General features: G+C 62.4%; 17 protein-coding genes. 7 read left to right on the forward strand and 10 right to left on the reverse strand.

The window, feature by feature from the left end; genetic code table 11:
* Positions 1–2: 2 nt before the first annotated feature.
* Positions 3–413 carry a DUF934 domain-containing protein gene (locus AC6GQJ_RS03660; RefSeq protein ID WP_500771881.1) on the forward strand — a complete coding sequence of 137 codons (411 nt, stop codon included), beginning with the start codon at positions 3–5 and terminating at the stop codon, positions 411–413.
* A gap of 62 nt (positions 414–475) precedes the next feature.
* A complete protein-coding gene (locus tag AC6GQJ_RS03665) occupies positions 476–1,327 on the forward strand; it encodes a ferredoxin--NADP reductase (RefSeq protein WP_500771883.1) in 852 nt (283 codons plus the stop codon).
* 100 nt (positions 1,328–1,427) lie between these two features.
* Here AC6GQJ_RS03665 and AC6GQJ_RS03670 read toward each other — a convergent pair whose 3' ends face one another.
* The gene (locus AC6GQJ_RS03670) at positions 1,428–2,543 is read right to left on the reverse strand and encodes a hypothetical protein (RefSeq protein WP_500771885.1); all 1,116 of its coding nucleotides are present in this window, start codon (positions 2,541–2,543) and stop codon (positions 1,428–1,430) included.
* A 291-nt stretch (positions 2,544–2,834) separates the two neighbouring features.
* Between AC6GQJ_RS03670 and infC the strand changes: the two genes are divergently transcribed.
* Entirely contained in the window at positions 2,835–3,299 is a 465-nt protein-coding gene (gene infC, locus AC6GQJ_RS03675) for a translation initiation factor IF-3 (RefSeq protein ID WP_500773793.1), read from the forward strand.
* A 91-nt stretch (positions 3,300–3,390) separates the two neighbouring features.
* Here the strand turns inward: infC and AC6GQJ_RS03680 are convergent, their stop codons facing one another.
* From AC6GQJ_RS03680 to AC6GQJ_RS03700, 5 genes are all read right to left on the reverse strand, one after another.
* Positions 3,391–5,253, reverse strand: coding sequence for an OmpA family protein (locus tag AC6GQJ_RS03680; protein WP_500771887.1), 1,863 nt, complete (start codon positions 5,251–5,253; stop codon positions 3,391–3,393).
* Between the two features lie 159 nt (positions 5,254–5,412).
* On the reverse strand, positions 5,413–6,201 hold the full coding sequence (locus AC6GQJ_RS03685) for an FAD binding domain-containing protein (RefSeq protein WP_500771889.1): 789 nt from the start codon (positions 6,199–6,201) through the stop codon (positions 5,413–5,415).
* 99 nt (positions 6,202–6,300) lie between these two features.
* Entirely contained in the window at positions 6,301–8,661 is a 2,361-nt protein-coding gene (locus AC6GQJ_RS03690; RefSeq protein ID WP_500771891.1) for a xanthine dehydrogenase family protein molybdopterin-binding subunit, read from the reverse strand.
* A gap of 149 nt (positions 8,662–8,810) precedes the next feature.
* Entirely contained in the window at positions 8,811–9,296 is a 486-nt protein-coding gene (locus tag AC6GQJ_RS03695) for a (2Fe-2S)-binding protein (protein WP_500771893.1), read from the reverse strand.
* Between the two features lie 174 nt (positions 9,297–9,470).
* Positions 9,471–10,475: an XdhC family protein gene (locus AC6GQJ_RS03700; RefSeq protein ID WP_500771895.1), complete on the reverse strand. Its 1,005-nt coding sequence runs from the start codon at positions 10,473–10,475 to the stop codon at positions 9,471–9,473.
* A gap of 162 nt (positions 10,476–10,637) precedes the next feature.
* Here AC6GQJ_RS03700 and AC6GQJ_RS03705 point away from each other — a divergent pair, with 162 nt between their 5' ends.
* The 3 genes from AC6GQJ_RS03705 to grxD are packed head-to-tail and all read left to right on the forward strand — an operon-like array spanning position 10,638 to position 11,552.
* Positions 10,638–10,880: a BolA/IbaG family iron-sulfur metabolism protein gene (locus AC6GQJ_RS03705; RefSeq protein WP_500771897.1), complete on the forward strand. Its 243-nt coding sequence runs from the start codon at positions 10,638–10,640 to the stop codon at positions 10,878–10,880.
* Complete coding sequence (locus AC6GQJ_RS03710; RefSeq protein ID WP_500771899.1) at positions 10,877–11,188, forward strand: hypothetical protein; 312 nt, start codon at positions 10,877–10,879, stop codon at positions 11,186–11,188. The genes AC6GQJ_RS03705 and AC6GQJ_RS03710 overlap by 4 nt, the downstream gene beginning before the upstream one ends.
* A 1-nt stretch (position 11,189) precedes the next feature.
* Complete coding sequence (gene grxD, locus AC6GQJ_RS03715) at positions 11,190–11,552, forward strand: Grx4 family monothiol glutaredoxin (protein ID WP_500771901.1); 363 nt, start codon at positions 11,190–11,192, stop codon at positions 11,550–11,552.
* Positions 11,553–11,633: 81 nt separating this feature from the next.
* Here the strand turns inward: grxD and AC6GQJ_RS03720 are convergent, their stop codons facing one another.
* The 3 genes from AC6GQJ_RS03720 to AC6GQJ_RS03730 form a co-directional block, all read right to left on the reverse strand.
* The gene (locus AC6GQJ_RS03720; RefSeq protein WP_500773795.1) at positions 11,634–11,858 is read right to left on the reverse strand and encodes a hypothetical protein; all 225 of its coding nucleotides are present in this window, start codon (positions 11,856–11,858) and stop codon (positions 11,634–11,636) included.
* Positions 11,859–11,956: 98 nt separating this feature from the next.
* A complete protein-coding gene (locus AC6GQJ_RS03725; protein ID WP_500771903.1) occupies positions 11,957–12,349 on the reverse strand; it encodes a cell division protein ZapA in 393 nt (130 codons plus the stop codon).
* A complete protein-coding gene (locus AC6GQJ_RS03730) occupies positions 12,342–12,842 on the reverse strand; it encodes a hypothetical protein (protein ID WP_500771905.1) in 501 nt (166 codons plus the stop codon). The genes AC6GQJ_RS03725 and AC6GQJ_RS03730 overlap by 8 nt, the downstream gene beginning before the upstream one ends.
* Positions 12,843–13,136: 294 nt before the next feature.
* On the opposite strand from AC6GQJ_RS03730, the gene tkt reads away from it, so the two are divergent.
* Positions 13,137–15,152: a transketolase gene (tkt, locus tag AC6GQJ_RS03735; protein WP_500771907.1), complete on the forward strand. Its 2,016-nt coding sequence runs from the start codon at positions 13,137–13,139 to the stop codon at positions 15,150–15,152.
* 97 nt (positions 15,153–15,249) lie between these two features.
* On the opposite strand, the gene AC6GQJ_RS03740 is transcribed toward tkt, so the two are convergent.
* Entirely contained in the window at positions 15,250–15,564 is a 315-nt protein-coding gene (locus tag AC6GQJ_RS03740) for a DMT family transporter (RefSeq protein ID WP_500771909.1), read from the reverse strand.
* Between the last annotated feature and the right edge of the window lie 5 nt (positions 15,565–15,569).

Raw genomic sequence — 15,569 nt, forward strand, 5'->3', positions numbered from 1 at the left:
ACATGACGATTATCGTAACCGACCAAGGCTTTACCGCCGACACATGGGAAGGCGGCTACACCCCCCTTGGCGAAGCGGCCAACGACGCCGTCGCATTAGATGTGGCCAGCGATGCGGACCCCGATGCGATCCCGCTCAATGCCCAGATCATCCGCGTGGATTTTCCCAGCTTTGCGGACGGGCGCGGCTTTACCATTGCGCGGATGCTGCGCCTGCGCGGCTATCAGGGGCGACTGCGCGCCCGTGGCCACGTGATCGCGGATCAGTACGCCATGGCGCGTCGTTCAGGCTTTGACGAGGTCGAGATCAGCCAGTCCCTTGCCGCCCGCCAGCCCGAAGACCAGTGGGTGTTCCGCGCTGATTGGCAACAGAACGACTATCAGGCCCGCCTGCGCGGCACGTCCAACCACTGATCGCGACAAATATCACCATTCAAATTGAGGCAGCGGAGGTGTAAGCCTGCGCTGACATTGACATGACCGAGCAAACACCCGTGAACCAAACCGCTGCCCAAAAAGCCGTCCCCACCCTGCCCGACGCCCAGACTGTGACGCAGGTCACGCACTGGACCGACCGGCTGTTTTCCTTCCGTGTGACACGGCCCGCCTCGCTGCGGTTCCGGTCGGGCGAGTTCGTGATGATCGGCCTGATGGGCGATCCGCACCCCGAAACGGGCAAGCAAAAGCCGCTGCTGCGCGCCTATTCCATTGCCTCGCCCAGCTGGGACGAAGAACTGGAATTCTATTCGATCAAGGTGCCTGACGGGCCGCTGACCTCGCGTTTGCAGCACATCAATGTGGGTGACGAGATCATCCTGCGCCCCAAACCCGTGGGCACGCTGGTGCATGACGCCCTGTTGCCCGGCAAACGGCTGTGGTTCTTTGCCACCGGTACCGGTTTTGCGCCCTTTGCATCGTTGCTGCGCGAACCGCAGACCTATGAGGATTATGACGAGATCATCATCACCCATACCTGCCGCGAAGTCGGCGAGCTGACCTATGGGGCGAAACTGATCGAGGATCTGAAATCCGACGAGCTGCTGAACGAACTCATCGGCGACGGTTTCTGGAAAAAGATCAAGTATTACCCCACCACCACCCGCGAAGAGAGCCCCAAGATGGGCCGCATCACCGATCTGATGAAGTCGGGCGAAGCCTTCGCTGATCTGGGGGTCGAACCGCTGAACCCCGAAACGGATCGCGCGATGATCTGCGGCAATCTGGCCTTCAACCTTGAACTCAAGGACATGTTCGAAGCCTACGGCCTTGAGGAAGGTGCGAATTCCAAGCCTGCCCATTACGTGGTGGAAAAGGCGTTTCTGGACTGATCGCACCGCTCGGCGGGCCAGCCCCGCCGTAGCAAAACACAAAAAAACCGCGCTTGGGACCAAGCGCGGTTTTTCTTTGTTTGCAGGATTTGCGGTGGGCTTAGTTGCCCAACGCTTCCTTCAGACGGTCGAGCATTTCCGACAGCATTTCGGGGTTGTCACGCGCTTGCTCCAGACCCGCTTTCAGCGTTGTCTTCTGCAGGGCACCCAGTTCCGAATTGTCGATATACTCGGCCACTTTGTCGTAATCAAAACCGTCCACGGTCAGCAGGTCGCTCAGCGGTGTGCCATCGGCAGTCATCGCATCGGCGGCTGTCAGCGGCTCGGTTGCTGGCGCTTGCTCGGTCGCTTCGCTGACAGCTTCGGCAGCGTTGTCGGCCATGTCTGCTGTCGCGTCGGCGGCGTCATTGGCTGCCTCGGCTGTGGCATCTGCGGCGTCGCTTGCTGTGTCGGCTGTCGCATCCACGGCGTCGGAGGCCGCTTCGCTTGTGGCCTCGACAGCATCAGTCGCGGCTTCGGATGTCGCGTCTACCGCGTCGGAGGTTGCTTCGCTTGTTGCTTCTGCTGCGTCACCGGCTGCTTCGGTTGTTGCATCGACGGCATCTGCTGCGGCGTCGCCTGCTGCATCCGCTGTGTCGGCTGCGGCATCCGCGGCGTCAGAGGCTGCTTCGCTGGTTGCGTCAACTGCGTCGCCTGCGGCTTCGGTTGTGGCGTCAACTGCGTCGGCGGCCATGTCGCCCGCTTCTTCGGTGGCACCGGATACCGCATCGGCGGCGTCGTCGGCCATCTCAGCCGCTGCATCCGCCGCGTCCGAAGCTGTTTCGGTCACGGCATCAACCGCATCGCCTGCCATTTCGGTGGCCGCATCTGCCGCGTCGCTCGCCGCCTCGCCTGTGGTTTCCAGCAGGGACTGGGCACCTTCTGTGGCGGCATCGACCGCGTCACCCACGGCTTCGCCTGTCGCTTCGGCAGCGCCCGCAACCGCATCGGCGGTTTCTTCGGCAGCTTCTGTTGCCGCGTCAACGGCCTCTGCAACCGCACCTTCGGTCGCTTCAACCGCGTCGCCCACAGCCTCACTGGCGCTTTCCAGCGCTTCGGGCGCGTTCACGGCCTCTGCGGCTTCGTTCAATGCTTCTTGGGGCGTCTGTCCGGAGTAGAGCAGATACGCCCCACCGGCCACGACAGCGGCCACTACGATCCAAATCAGGTTTTTCATATCTCTGTCCTTTTTTCCGACTGCGGAAATACGCGATAAGCACGTTTTTTCTTCCCGAACCTCAATTGCGCGCCAAAAGGCGAAGGTGCAAGGGGGAAAATCTCGGGTTCAAACCCCCTATATCCTATTTCGTGGGTTGAAGAAACTCAGGTCTGCGGCTACCTTCCAGCCTCGAATTTCTGCAATAATCAAAGGACAACCACCATCGCTCGCAGACCACACAACGCGCCGCCGCAACGCGACACCGGCCCGCGCGTCAACGACAAGATCCGCGCCCCTGAAATCCGCCTGATCGGCGCAGATGGCGAAAACGTAGGCGTCGTGACACCTGACCGCGCAATGGAAATGGCCGCTGATGCCGGCCTTGACCTCGTCGAGATTTCGCCGAACGCAGCACCGCCTGTGTGCAAGATCATGGACTTCGGCAAGTTCAAGTACGAGACCCAGAAGCGCGAGGCCGAGGCCCGCAAAAAGCAGAAGATCATCGAGATCAAAGAGGTCAAGTTCCGTCCGAACACGGACACGAACGACTATGACGTCAAGATGCGCAATGTTTTCAAGTTTCTGGAAAATGGCGACAAGGTCAAAGTCACGCTACGGTTCCGCGGCCGTGAGATGGCGCACCAGAACCTCGGTCGCGAGCTGCTGGAACGGGTGGCCGAAGACACCAAAGAACATGGCAAGGTCGAGAACTTCCCCAAGATGGAAGGCCGCCAGATGGTCATGTTGATCGGCCCCCTGCCCCAAAAAGGTTGATCCGGTCCATCGCTGCCAAACGATACTGACAAACGATAAAGAGCGCCCCTGAGAGCGCTCTTTTTTATTGTGTGATGGCTGTCTGCGGGCGTTAGCGCAGCAGCGGTGTGATGTTGCGCACCACCGCACGGCGGTTTGCCTGTTCGGCCGTCAGCGTCTGGATTTTCAGCGCGCTTTCGCCATAGCCTTGGGTAATCAGGTTTTCCGGCGGTACGTCGAAATACTCGGTCAGCGCCAGCGCCACAGTTTCCGCACGGCGGTCCGACAGCGCAAGGTTATAGGCATCGCGCCCGACCGCATCCGTGTGCCCCTCGATCAGGAACACCGCTTGGGGGTTGTTGTCGATCACGTCACCGATTGCACGGCCTAGCGCCACCAGCTGTTCCGCCTGATTGGGAAGGATCGCAGCCGAACCGGTTGCAAAGGTCAGCGCATCCAGTTCGATCATCGGCGCCAGTTCACGGACCGAGCGCAAGCCGCGCACCTGACCCAGCGAGAATGTGCGCCCCAGATCGGTGCGCGCCTCTCCCGACAGCGCCATGCGCAGCGCCAGTTCGTCCTCAAGGTTCACGTCACGCTGTTTCGGGCGCTGCACAGTTTGAAGCGATGCGGTGTCCACCGGCGCGCTTTGTGTCGTGTCGTCAATCAGCACCACTTCGGACCCATCCGGACGGATCACCAGCCGCTGGATCACGCGCCCGTCTGCCGCCGCGATGGTCACCACGCGGTTGCCATTAGGGCGCGTCACGATGGTACGGGTAGAGCCGTCGTTGAACGTCTCGGTCCGCACGTCCGAACCGGGGCGGCGCATCAATTCGTTGTCGTCCTTCAGCACACGCAGGCCATCTTCGCCCTCGACCACCACGCGGTCGCCGGTGTTGGACACGACTTTGTCGCCATTGTTCAGGACCGACCCGACGACAACAGCGCCAAGACCCAACAGCAGAGCCTTCTCAAACTTGCTCAGCCCGTCATCGTCATCCGTCGCGACGGGTTGCTGCGCGAACTCCTCATTCGAGGAGCGGCTGGTGTCTTCGGTCACCGCTTCGGTTTCGACTTCGGCTTCGCTGTCATTGGCCGTCACCGCGGCAGAGGCAGTCGCCTCGGCCTCACGCTCTGCCTGACGCTCTGCCGCCAGCTCTTCTTGCTGAGCGATCTCTTCCTCGGTCATCGGGGTTGCTTCGACCTCATCGGCCTGCTCGGCTGCGGCCTCGGCTTCTGCGGCAACGTCGCCTTCGGCAGTGGCCTCTTCCTCGGCAGCTGTCTCAACCTCGGCTTCGTCTGCGCCAGTCTCCGCCGCTTCGGCTTCCTCCTGCGTGCTCAGCGCCTCTTCCAAGGTCACCGTTTCCGCATCGTCCTGCGCGGCAGGCTCTTGCGTATCGGCCACTTCGGCCTCCGCTTCGGCTTCTACTTCGGCTTGCGCCTCGGCCTCTGCAGTTGCCTCGGCTTCAGCCTGCGCCGCTTCTTCAGCAGCCTGTGCTTCGGCTTGCGCCGCCTCTTCCTCTGCTGCCAGTGCCTCCGCTTCAGCAGCCGCTTGCGCTTCAGCCTCAGCCGCCGCTTCTGCCTCAGCCTGTGTAGCCTCTTCCGCCGCTTGCGCTTCTGCTTGCGCCGCTTCCTCAGCAGCTTGTGCCTCAGCCTGCGCAGCCTCTTCGGCGGCTTGCGCTTCTGCTTCCGCCGCTGTCTGAGCTTCAGCTTCCGCCGCTGCAGCCTCTTCTGCTGCCTGTGCCTCGGCCGCCGCCTGCGCTTCGGCATCCGCCGCTGCCGCCTCGGCCTCTGCCGCCTGCGCCTCCGCAGCCGCCGCTTCCTCGGCCTGCTTCTTCTTCAACTCTTCCAGCAGGTTCACTTCCGCCGCCGGGTCGACTTCAAGCTCGACCGCTTGGGCCAGTACCGTATGGGGCACCGCCAGCGCCGCGATCATCGCGATACTGGCCGTGGTGTTCAAAATCCGTTTCATTATGGTGGTCCTCCAACCAAACTACAGGCGGTTCGGGCCGCTTGATACTACGGGGCAGACTGCCCCCTTCCTGCAATGACGTAAGGCGATCCGCGCACAAAGAAAGACCCCGCTCCGGTGACGGGCGGGGTCTTCGGCAAAGAGTTGCGCAAGGATGGGTTAGCTTGCGGCGGCAACCGCGCGCTTGGCCATGACCGCACACAGATGCGCGCGATACGCCCCCGTGCCGTGCAGATCGGAAATCATGTCCTCCCCGCTCAAGGTCAGCCCGTCCAGCGCATCGGCCGAGAAATTGGCCGACAACGCCGCCTCTGCCTCGCTCCAGCGGAACACACCGTCATTGGATGCGCCGGTGATCGCCACCCGCACCCCGTCGGCGTATTTGGCAACAAACACCGCCACCAAAGGAAAGCGCGAGGCAGGCTGGATGAACTTCTCGTACCGCGCCTTTTCCGGCACCGGAAAGCGGACCTCGGTGATGATCTCACCCTCTTCCAGCGCCGTGGTGAACATGCCCTGAAAATAATCGTCCGCCGCAATCTCGCGGCTGTTGGTCACGATCGTCGCGCCGGACCCGAGCGCCGCCGCCGGATAACAGGCCGACGGGTCGTTATTGGCCAGCGATCCGCCAATGGTGCCACGGTTGCGTACCGCCGGATCCCCGATCCGCGCCGCTGTCGCCGCAAGTGCAGGATAGGCCGTCGCCTCTGCCGCGACGGTGGCATGGGTGGTCGCCCCGCCGATGCACACAGACCCGTCCGCGCCGGTCGACACGCCCTTCATCTCGGCAATGCCCGACAGGCTCACCAGCTTGGCAGGGCTAGCAAGGCGCTGCTTCATGGTCGGCAGCAATGTCTGCCCGCCCCCCAACGCCTGCGCGTCCTCGCTGCTCAGCGCCGCGACCGCATCCGCAACACTCTGCGGCTTTTCGAACTCGAAGTTATACATAATCTCTCCTTTCGCGCGAAACAGATGCCGGCTTTGCGCCCTTCTCTGTTCCAAAAAATCCCGGGGTCCGGGGCAGCGCCCCGGTCCCGCCGTCTCACCCTATTGCATCGCGGCCCAAACGCGGTCCGGCGACAAAGGCATGTCCACATGGGTCACATCCTTACCGGCCGAGCGCAGCGCATCCACCACCGCATTCACCACCGCAGGGGGCGACCCGATGGCCCCCGCCTCGCCACAGCCCTTCACCCCAAGCGGGTTGTGCGTGCACGGCGTCTGGCAAGAATGATCGACCGAGAACATCGGCAGGTCCGAGGCACGCGGCATCGCGTAATCCATATAGGACGCGCTCAGCAGCTGGCCGTTCTCGTCATAGGCACAGTTCTCCATCAGCGCCTGCCCGATCCCTTGGGCCAGACCGCCATGCACCTGTCCGGTCACGATCATCGGGTTGATGATATTGCCAAAGTCATCCGCCGCCGCAAAGCGGTCGATGGTGACATGGCCCGTGTCGGGATCCACTTCAACTTCACAGGCATAAGCCCCTGACGGATATGTGAAATTTGACGGATCATAAAACGCCGTCTCTTCCAGTCCCGGTTCGATATCCTCCAGCGGATAGTTATGCGGCACATAGGCGGCAAGGGTCACATCCCCCCACGCCACGGACTTGTCCGTGCCTGCCACGCTAAACGCGCCGTCCTTCAGCTCGATATCGGTCTCCGACGCTTCGAGCAGGTGCGAGGCGATCTTCTTGGCCTTGGCAATGATCTTCTCGGTGGCGCGCACCATGGCCGATCCGCCCACCGCGATCGAGCGCGAGCCATAGGTGCCCATACCCATTGGCACTTTAGACGTATCCCCGTGCACGATCTCGACCATATTTTCCGGCAAACCGATCATATCCGCCACCACTTGAGCAAAGGACGTCTCGTGCCCCTGCCCGTGGCTGTGGCTGCCGGTCATCACGACCAGACCGCCGGTGGCATTGACCCGCACCGTCGCGGATTCATACAGACCCGCACGCGCGCCCAACTGGCCGACAAGGTTGCTCGGCGCGATGCCGCATGCCTCGATATAGCAGTTCACACCCAGACCGCGCAGCTTGCCGTTCTTCTCGCTCTCGGCGCGGCGCGCCTCGAAACCGGCGAAATCCCCGATCTCTTCGATCTTGTCCATGGTGGCGTGGTAGTCACCAGTGTCATATTCCACCGCCACAGGCGTGGCATAGGGGAACTCGGTGATGAAATTCTGCCGCCGCAGCGCGATGGGATCAACGCCAAGCTCGCGCGCCGCTTTGTCCACCACACGCTCCAGCTGATAGGTCGCCTCGGGCCGTCCCGCCCCGCGATACGCATCGACGGGCACCGTATTGGTGAACACCGCCTTCACGTTCACATAGATCAGCGGCGTCTTGTAATTGCCCGCCATCAACGTGCCATGCAGCCATGTCGGCACGCTTGGTGCAAAGGTCGACAGATAGGCCCCCATATTGGCGTAGGTTTCGGTGCGCAGCGCGGTAAAGTTGTTGTCCGCATCCAGCGCCAGTTCGATCTTGCTCACATGGTCGCGGCCATGGGCGTCGGACATGAACGCTTCGGACCGGCTCGACGTCCACTTGACGGGGCGGTTACAGGCCTTGGCCGCAAAGGTGCAGAACGCCTCTTCCTGATAGTGGAAGATCTTGGTGCCGAAACCGCCACCCACATCCGGTGCCACGACGCGCAGCTTATGCTCGGGAATGCCCAGCACGAATGCGCCCATCAGCAGGCGGATCACATGCGGGTTCTGCGAGGTGGTATAAAGCGTATGCTCGTCCGTCCCGCGGGCATAATCTCCTACGGCCACACGCGGCTCCATCGGATTGGCCACCAGACGGTTGTTGACCAGTTCCAGCGTGGTCACATGCGCCGCCGCCTCGAAGGCCGCGTCGGTCGCCGCCTTGTTTTCCTCGACAAAGCCCCAGTCATAGCAAAGGTTGTTGTTCAGATCGTCATGGACCTTGGGCGCCCCATCACTCAGCGCATCCTTCATATCAACAACCGCCGGCAGTTCCGAAATATCAACCTCGATCGCCTCGGCCGCATCCCGCGCCTGTTCCAGCGTTTCGGCCACAACAGCGGCAATCGGCTCGCCCACATGGCGCACCTTGCCATGGGCCAGAACGGGGTGGCGCGGCTCCTGCATCGGATCGCCGTGTTTGTCCGTCACCTGCCAGCCGCAAGGGATCGACCCGACCGCCTCGAAATCCGCACCGGTAAAGATCTGCACCACACCCGGCATCGACGCCGCCGCACTGGTATCGACACTGTTCAGCGTGCCATGGGCAATATCCGAGCGCAGGAAATACACATGCGCCTGCCCGTGAATGTTGATGTCGTCCGTGTAATTACCGGCCCCTGTCAGAAACCGTATGTCCTCGCGCCGCTTGCTGCTGGCACCGATGCCGCTGTCCTTTGGCATGTCATTCCTCCCTGAATGTCCTCACGCGGCACATCGGCCGCCCGTCCGACCCTCCCCCTCTTTGGGTCTTAAATACCTCGGGGGTCCGGGGGCTGGCCCCCGGCTGTCCTTGCAATCGGGGGAAACGCTGCCCCCCGACACCGTGGCGCTTATTCTGCGGCGATGGCCCCGACATCCTGACCGGACGCCGCCATGATCGCCTTGACGATGTTATGATAGCCCGTGCAGCGGCAGATATTGCCATCCAGATAATGGCGCACCTCGGCCTCGGTCGGCTTTGGGTTGTCCTTCAGCAGCATCGCCGCCGACATCACCATGCCCGGTGTGCAGAAACCGCATTGCAGCCCATGATGGTCCTGAAACGCCTGCTGGATTACGTTCAGCGACCCGTCCGCATTGGCCTGACCTTCGATGGTGGCAACCTCTGCGCCGTCCGCTTCCTGCGCCAGCATGGTGCAGGCCTTGACCGCCTTGCCGTCCACATGGACCACGCAAGCCCCGCATTGGGACGTGTCGCACCCCACATGGGTTCCGGTCAATTTCAGCTGTTCGCGCAGGAAAGACGACAACAACGTGCGCCCCTCCACTTCGCCCGACGCAGCTTTTCCGTTCACGGTCATGGTGACCTGAGCCATAGCATCCTCCCGATTGGCAAACCTGTTTGGATCGGAGTTAAGCACGCCGCTTGCCACATGAGAACACTAAACTTGCGAGGCACCGACAATTCGCAGGATCATGCAAGGCGCAGCGCGACGCCCCGCGACCTTTTCAACGCACTCAAGGACATAGCCGCCGTGCTTGCCGCCGCCTCAGGCCGGGCGGCGAAGGGTCTGGACCATCTGGCCAAGGATCGACACGGCGATTTCCGCCGGACTGGCCGCGCCGATATCAAGGCCGACAGGGCCGTGGATCCGCGCGATCTGGTCGGGCGCGAACCCCGCCTCTTGCAGGCGGTTGACCCGCTTGGCGTGGGTGCGGGTGGACCCCAGTGCGCCGATATAGAACGCGTCAGAGCGCAGCGCGACGTGCAGCGCCGGATCGTCCAGTTTCGGATCATGGGTGAGCAACACCAGCGCCGTGCGCGCATCCAAGCCATATGCCTCCAGCGCCGCATCGGGCCAGTCGTCAAGTATCACAACGTCCGGAAAGCGCGCCGCCGACCCGAAGGCCCCGCGCGGGTCAATCACCACCGGATCGAACCCCGCCACCCGCGCCATGGGCACAAGGGCTTGGGCAATATGCACTGCCCCCACCACCGCCAGCCGCAAGGGCAGGTTGTGAATGGCGACAAAGGTGCGGCCGTCCTCCTCTACCCCGCTACGGTCGCTCGCAAAGCGCGCCGCGTGGCCCGTGCTGTCGAGCCGTCGCGTCCAGTCCTGCAGGTCGATCACATAGGCCAGCGCACGCCGCTCGGCCCGCGCCGCGACCAGTTCTTCTAGCATGTCGACGGGCAAGCCTGCGCCCACAGGCTCCAACAGCACCTTGATCGTGCCGCCACAGGCCAGCCCAACAGCAAAGGCATCGCCGTCACTGACCCCGAATTCCAGCAGGCGGGGCGTGCCGTCCGCGATGGCCTCCATCGCTTCGACCACCACTGCGCCCTCGACACAGCCACCCGACACCGATCCGACCATGTCGCCCGCGCCCGACACCGCCATTTGCGCCCCCGCACGGCGCGGCGCGCTGCCCCAGGTCTGCACCACGGTGGCAAGCGCGGCCCCTTCTCCGGCCCGCGCCCATGCCAGCGCCTGTTCGGGCGCTTGCTCGGTGCTGCTGTCGCTGTTCGGGTCGGGGTGGTTGTCGGTGGGCGTCATATCACTCTCCGCTGCGGGGGATCCTGCATTGCCTGAAACCTAGTCCTGAGGGGCTGCCTGACACAAGCCCGCGGGCGCACAACGCGCTTTGGCGCTGTCAACCGCTTGCACCCTTCGTCCTGCCGCCCTAAATCTGGATCAACATCATCCAAGGACCGCCCCATGCCCATGCAAGCCCACGAAATCGAAGAGCTGATCCGCGAAAGCTTTCCTTCTGCGAAGATCACGATCACCGACCTTGCAGGCGACGGAAACCACTATTCCGCCGAGGTGATCGACGCGTCCTTTGCCGGAATGAACCGCGTGCAGCAGCACCGCGCCGTCACCAAGGCCCTCAAGGGCAAGATGGATGGCAGCCACGGTGAACTGCACGCCCTTGCGCTGACCACGAAAGCGCCGGGATGAATGCCCTTTGGCAGATCATAAGCTTTCCCTTCCGATCCGGCCCGCGCCGTCCCTTGGCCACGCGCCGTCCTGACCGCCGCGAAATGGGTCAGGAACAGGTCACCCCGCTGGGCATGGAAGCCACAGATCTGTCACTGGTGCAAAAGGTGAACCGCCAGAACGACGCACTGGAACGCGCCACTGCCGCCCGTTCGCACGGACGCAACAACACCGCGACCACGGGGGCAAGCCTTCTGGTCCCTGCCATGCCCGAAGACGAAACCTATGCCGCGCGCTACTACAGCGCCTATATCAAGAAAGATGACTGACATGAGCGACGCAAACGCACGTATATCCGAAACGATCAAATCCAACGATGTGGTGCTGTATATGAAAGGCACCAAATCCATGCCCCAATGCGGCTTTTCCAGCCGTGTGGCGGGTGTGCTGAACTATATGGGCGTCGATTACGCCGACGTGAACGTGCTGGCGGACGAAGAAATCCGTTCGGGCATCAAGGAATTTTCCGATTGGCCCACCATCCCCCAGCTTTACGTCAAGGGCGAGTTTGTCGGCGGCTGTGACATCATCACCGAGATGACCCTTTCAGGTGAACTGGACACGTTGTTCGAAGAAAACGGCGTGACCTATGACAAGGACGCCGCCGACAAGATCCGCGAAGCCAACGGCTAAACCCGTATTGGCGGCGGGCGTTGCGCCCGTCTGTGATCTGCAAGATACCGGCCCGCCCTGCGCGGGCCGTTTTCGTGTTTGCTATAGTGCGTCGGCCAGCCAGTGTACGGCCTCTTGCGCCTTGGCCAGCGCGTCGGCTTCGCAGGAAAAGACCTGATCGCCGTAATAGCCGATACTGTACCAGCCGCGCCCGTCCTCGGGATCGCGGCGGAATTCGTCAAAGCCGAATGTGCCGTCGGGACGCTGGAAAATATCGACGCAGATGGTCTCGCCCTCCAGATTGATCGAGCGCATGACCTTGTTCACATGTGCCAATGACGTCCCCTTTCCCCCGCGCCACCAAACAAAAAGGCCGCGCCCTGCCCTAGTGCAGCACGCGGCCCGATCCTGTCCGACCTGTCGGCCTAGCCTGCTTTTTCTTCTACATCCGCGGCCAATGCCTCGGCGCGGGCGGCGAGTTCGGCCAGCGTTTCGGTGACGGCCTGCGGCACAACGGGCACTTCGATCCGTTCGGGTTCGGGCGCACCCATGGTGCGCAGCCCTTCCAGTTCGGCTTCACGCTCGGCCAGTTCGGCGCGCACTTCGGCGATCTTGTCCTCGACGCTGGCGGTCTTGTCGGCCAGCATCAAACCGGCCATCAGCAGCATCCGCGCCTCGGGCATCCGGCCCGCCTGATCCGCAAGGATCTGCGCCTCGTCATCCAGCATCTTGGCGGCGGATTTCAGATAGGGTTCTTCCCCCTCCTGGCAGGCCACCACAAAGGGGCGGTTGCCGATCATTACCGTTACTTCAGGCATCTTCGTCCTCCTCGCCCTGTACCTCGATGCGGTCCAGCAGTGGCGCCAACGCGCTGATAATGCTGGATGTCTCGGCCACGTCCACTGCGCGAGCGGCCCGCAGACTGTCCAGTTCGGCCATCATCGCCTTGTTGATCAGGTGGGGATCGCCCACGCCTTCCTCGTTGGCGGCGCGCAGGGCGGCGTTCGAGTCGCGCAACTGGTCGTTGGCCTTGCGCAGTCGCTGCATCTCAAGCTCAAGCTCCTCAAGACGGGACTGGGCCGCCTCGGAAGCGGCGCGCGCGGCCTCGGCGTCCGAGGTGGCCTTTTCCTGCAAGGTGGCCAGCTTGCGCACCCGTTCGGTCAGTTGTGCGTTGGCGATTTTTTCGTCTTCCAGCGCGGATTCCAGTTCGGCGGTATTGCCAGCGCCGCCTGCCTGCATTTTGCCCATGCCGGCAGTGATCCGGTCCATGGCTGCGGTCAGCCGCTGTTGTAGTGCATCAATCTCGCTCATCGTGATGCCTGTCCCCTTATTTCCCGATCTGCACATGCCCCAAGGCGCAGCCCCGAACATGTTTCACGCGTCCGCCGCAGCGAATCGGTTCGCCATGCGGTTGCACGCCAGTTTATCCAATGCATTTGCGAATTGCGCCCCCCCTTTACGATCAACCACTTGCGCGGTGGCGTTAATGTTTGGATGACCAAACTGACGTCATAGGGGATGTTACTGAAGGCTCAGAGCGCCTTGATCTTTGCCCCTTGGCTGATATGCAGCCTCAACGCTTATTGCTCAAAGGAAATGACACACGTGGATTTGACCGCCCTTCGCACCGCCCATCCCGACCACTGGTCCAAGGCTACTGCCATCCGCGCATTGACGCTGGACGCGGTTGCTGCGGCTAATTCCGGCCACTCCGGCATGCCCATGGGCATGGCCGATGTGGCAACCGTGCTGTTTGAAAAGCACCTGAAATTCGACGCCTCCGCGCCGAACTGGCCCGACCGCGACCGGTTCATCCTGTCGGCGGGCCACGGGTCCATGCTGCTGTATTCGCTGCTGCACCTGACGGGTTACGAGGACATGACGATCGACCAGATCCGCAATTTCCGCCAATGGGGCGCGATTACGGCCGGTCACCCCGAATACGGCCACGCCGCAGGGATCGAGACGACAACAGGCCCGCTGGGTCAGGGCATCGCCAACTCGGTCGGCTTTGCTATGGCCGAGGAAATTCTGCGCGCCAAGTACAAGCGCAAGCTGGTGGACCACTACACCTATGTCATCGCCGGTGACGGTTGCCTGATGGAAGGCGTGAGCCAAGAGGCGATCACCCTTGCGGGCCGCCACGAACTGGGCAAGCTGATCGTGTTCTGGGACAACAACAACATCACCATCGACGGTCCCGTCACCCTGTCCGACACCACGGACCAACCGCAGCGCTTTAAGGCGGCAGGCTGGTCGGTGATCGAAATCGACGGTCACAACCCCGACGAGATCGACGCCGCCATCACCAAAGCCAAAAAACAGAAGAAACCCACGATGATCGCGTGCAAAACGCATATCGCTCTGGGTCACGCGGCACAGGACACGTCCAAGGGCCACGGCGCTTTGACCGATGCCGACCAGATGGCCGCCGCCAAGGCCGCCTATGGCTGGACCACCGGCCCGTTCGACGTGCCAGCGGATGTGAAAGCCGCATGGGAAGCCATCGGATCCCGCGGTGCCGAGGAACGCGCGGCGTGGGAAGAACGCTTTGCCTCTGTTTCGGAAAGCAAACAGCGCGAATTCACCCGCATCATGGCGGGCGACGCACCCAAGAAGCTGTCGGCCACCGTCAAAGCCTTCAAAAAGCAGATGTCGGAAAGTGCGCCCAAACTGGCGACACGTGCCGCGTCCGAAAAGGCGCTTGAGGTGCTGAACCCTGTGATGGGCGAAACCGTTGGCGGCTCGGCCGACCTGACGGGTTCGAACAACACCAAGACCGGCGACATGGGTGTCTTTGATATCGACAACCGTGGCGGGCGCTATGTCTACTGGGGCATCCGCGAACATGGCATGGCCTCGGCGATGAACGGCATGGCGCTGCATGGCGGCATCCGCCCCTATGGCGGCACGTTCATGTGCTTTACCGACTATGCCCGCCCCGCGATGCGTCTGTCGGCGCTGATGCAGGTGCCAACTGTCTACGTCATGACCCACGACTCCATCGGTCTGGGCGAAGACGGCCCGACGCACCAGCCGGTCGAACACCTTGCCATCAGCCGCGCAACGCCGAACACCCATGTGTTCCGCCCTGCCGATGCGATTGAAACGGCCGAGGCATGGGAACTGGCGCTGTCGTCCAAGACCACGCCTTCGGTTCTGTCCCTGACCCGTCAGGGCCTGCCCACCGTCCGGACCGAGCACAAGCTGAAGAACCTGACGGCCCAAGGCGCCTATGTTCTGGCCGAAGCAGAAGGCAAGCGTCAGGCGATCCTGATTGCCACCGGTTCCGAAGTATCGTTGGCCATGACCGCCCGTGACATGTTGCAAGAGGCTGGGATCGGCACGCGCGTCGTCTCCATGCCCTGCATGGAGCTGTTCGCCGAGCAGGACGAAGCCTACCGCCGCAAGGTTCTGCCCGCAGGCCCCGTGCGCGTCGGCGTCGAAGCCGCTGTGCGCCAAGGCTGGGACCAGTGGTTGCTGGGCGAACGTGGCACGGCCAAGAAAGCGGACTTTGTCGGCATGGAAGGTTTCGGGGCCTCTGCCCCTGCCAACGTGCTGTTCGAGAAGTTCGGGATCACGGCAGAGGCGATTGTCGAAAAGGTCAAAGCGCTGCTTTGATCGCCGTCCTGTCGGATTTGTAAGTTTTGGAAGACCCCTGTGTAATGCAGGGGTCTTTTTTTATGCAGTTATACGGGTGACAGGCCCAGCGGGATGTTCAGGCGTCCATGCCCAGCAGAACCATACCCGCCAGCAGCAGGATCAGGCCCAGAATGCCCGACAGGCTGATGCTGTGGTTGAAAGCATAGACGCTGACCACCACCGACCCGATGGATCCAAGCCCCGTCCAGATCGGATAGGCGATGCCCAGTGGCAATCGCGCCATGGCCGCGTAAAGGGCGGCAATGCTGGCCGCCATGGCCACCAGCGTCAAAAAGGCGAGCGTGAACGAGAACCCCGCGCCCAGTTTCTTCAGCCCCGTCGCCCAGACAACTTCCAACAGACCCGCACTAAAAAGATAAAACCACGCCATACTGA

Source organism: Tateyamaria sp. 7Alg 36, from assembly GCF_059882455.1.